General features: G+C 69.5%; 3 protein-coding genes. 1 reads left to right on the top strand and 2 read right to left on the bottom strand.

Annotation, left to right across the window (positions count from 1 at the left end):
* Together D180_RS10390 and D180_RS10385 are read right to left on the bottom strand one after the other, a co-directional pair.
* Positions 1-659, bottom strand: a 659-nt coding sequence (locus tag D180_RS10390) for a carboxyl transferase domain-containing protein (RefSeq protein ID WP_017912739.1), incomplete at its 3' end; no start/stop codon positions are given.
* 129 nt (positions 660-788) lie between these two features.
* Complete coding sequence (locus tag D180_RS10385) at positions 789-1,952, bottom strand: isovaleryl-CoA dehydrogenase (RefSeq protein ID WP_010341368.1); 1,164 nt, start codon at positions 1,950-1,952, stop codon at positions 789-791.
* A gap of 131 nt (positions 1,953-2,083) precedes the next feature.
* Between D180_RS10385 and D180_RS10380 the strand changes: the two genes are divergently transcribed.
* Positions 2,084-2,313 (top strand): helix-turn-helix domain-containing protein (locus D180_RS10380; protein ID WP_017912738.1); only part of this gene is annotated, 230 nt, incomplete at its 3' end.

Raw genomic sequence — 2,313 nt, 5'->3', positions numbered from 1 at the left:
TTCACCAGCGGCGGGCCGCCGAGGAAGATCGTGCCCTGTTCGCGCACGATCACCGTCTCGTCGCTCATCGCCGGCACGTAGGCGCCGCCGGCGGTGCACGAGCCCATCACGCAGGCGATCTGGGCGATGCCCTGCGCCGACAGGTTGGCCTGGTTGTAGAAGATCCGGCCGAAGTGGTCGCGGTCGGGAAACACCTCGTCCTGCAGCGGCAGGAACGCGCCGCCGGAATCGACCAGGTAGATGCACGGCAGGCGGTTCTGCTGGGCGATCTCCTGCGCGCGCAGGTGCTTCTTCACCGTGATCGGGTAGTAGGTGCCGCCCTTGACCGTGGCGTCGTTGGCGACGATCACGCATTCCACGCCGGAGACGCGGCCGATGCCGGCGACCACGCCGGCGCACGGCACCTCGTCGTCGTACAGGCCCAGCGCGGCCAGCGGCGCGATCTCCAGGAACGCGCTGCCCGGGTCGAGCAGGGCATCGATGCGTTCGCGTACCAGCAGCTTGCCGCGGGCCTGGTGTTTGGCGCGGGCGGCCTCGCTGCCGCCCAGGGCGATGCGCGCCTGGGTGGCGTGCAGGTCGTCGACCACCGCGCGCAGCGCGGCGGCATTGGCGGCGAAGGCGTCGCTGCCGGGTTGCAACTGGGTCTGGATCGCGCTCATGGCAGAACCGTGGAAAGAAGGAAAGGGCAGGCGGCCGATGTGGGAGGGGCTCTTGTCCCCTTTTGCGGGATCAGCCCCGACGCGCTGACGTCGGAACGGCCTTACGGCCGATGCGCATCCTGCGCGGCATCACTTGGTCCGCTCGAACAACTCGCGGCCGATCAGCATGCGACGGATCTCCGAGGTGCCGGCGCCGATCTCGTAGAGCTTGGCGTCGCGCCACAGGCGCCCGGTCGGATAGTCGTTGATGTAGCCGTTGCCGCCCAGCACCTGGATCGCCTGGCCGGTCAGCCAGGTCGCCTTCTCGGCGGCGTAGAGGATCGCGCCGGCGGCGTCCTGGCGGGTAGTGCGACCGGCGTCGCAGGCGCGTGCCACCGCATACACGTAGGCACGGCAGGCGTTGAGGCCCACGTACATGTCGGCCAGCTTGCCCTGCATCAGCTGGAAGCTGCCGATCGGCTCGCCGAACTGGCGGCGCTCGTGCACGTAGGGCAGCACCACGTCCAGCGCCGCGGCCATCAGCCCCAGCGGGCCGCCGGACAGCACCACCCGCTCGTAATCCAGGCCGGACATCAGCACGCGCACGCCGCCGCCGACCTCGCCCAGCACGTTCTCCGCCGGCACTTCGCAGTCCTGGAACACCAGTTCGCAGGTGTTGGAGCCGCGCATGCCGAGCTTGTCCAGCTTCTGCGCGGTGCTGAAGCCGGGCATGCCCTTCTCGACCACGAATGCGGTGATGCCGCGCGCGCCGCCGCTCGGGTCGGTCTTGGCATAGACCACCAGCACGTCGGCGTCCGGGCCGTTGGTGATCCACATCTTGTTGCCGTTGAGCACGTAGCGGTCGCCGCGCGCCTCGGCGCGCAGCTTCATCGACACCACGTCCGAGCCGGCGCCGGGTTCGCTCATCGCCAGCGCGCCGACGTGCTCGCCGCTGCACAGCTTCGGCAGGTAGCGCGCCTTCTGCGCCGGGCTGGCGTTCTTGCGCAGCTGGTTCACGCATAGGTTCGAATGCGCGCCGTAGGACAGGCCGATCGCGCCGCAGGCGCGGGAGATCTCCTCCATCGCCACCACGTGCGCCAGGTAGCCCATCGCACTGCCGCCGTACTCCTCCTCCACGGTGAGGCCGAGCAGGCCCTGTTCGCCGAGCTTGCGCCACAGCGGTGCGGGGAAGGCGTTGTCGCGGTCGGCCTGCTCGGCCAGCGGCGCGATCTCGCGCGCGGCGAAGGCGGCGACGCTGTCGCGCAGCAGGTCGACCTCCTCGCCCAACTCGAAATTCAACGACGGCATCAGCATGGCGGCAACTCCGGGAATGGCGGGTGGCCGGCGGCGCCTAGAATCGACCCGCGCCGGGCAAGAGCGCCCAGCGTAGCCGGGAACGGCAAAGAAGTGAACAGAAATTCATTAATTGAACTTAGAATCACGCCATGGCCTACAAACGCTCCGCCCTGATGGAAGAACGCCTCGCCGGCAACCGCCAGCGGATCCTGCTGGCGGCGCGCCGGCTGATCGCCGCCGACGGCTTCCGCGGCGCCCCGGTGACCGCGGTCGCGGCCGAGGCCGGGGTCTCCACCGGGCTGATCTACCGGCATTTCCCGTCCAAGGCCGAACTGTTCGTGGAGGTGCTGACCGCCGCCGTGGAGCACGAGCTGACCAT

Origin of the sequence: Xanthomonas sp. SHU 166 (assembly GCF_000364685.1) — a bacterium.
GTDB lineage: Bacteria > Pseudomonadota > Gammaproteobacteria > Xanthomonadales > Xanthomonadaceae > Xanthomonas_A > Xanthomonas_A sontii.
Note: the sequence above shows the minus strand (reverse complement) of the source record. Positions and strands in the feature narration are given on the sequence as shown.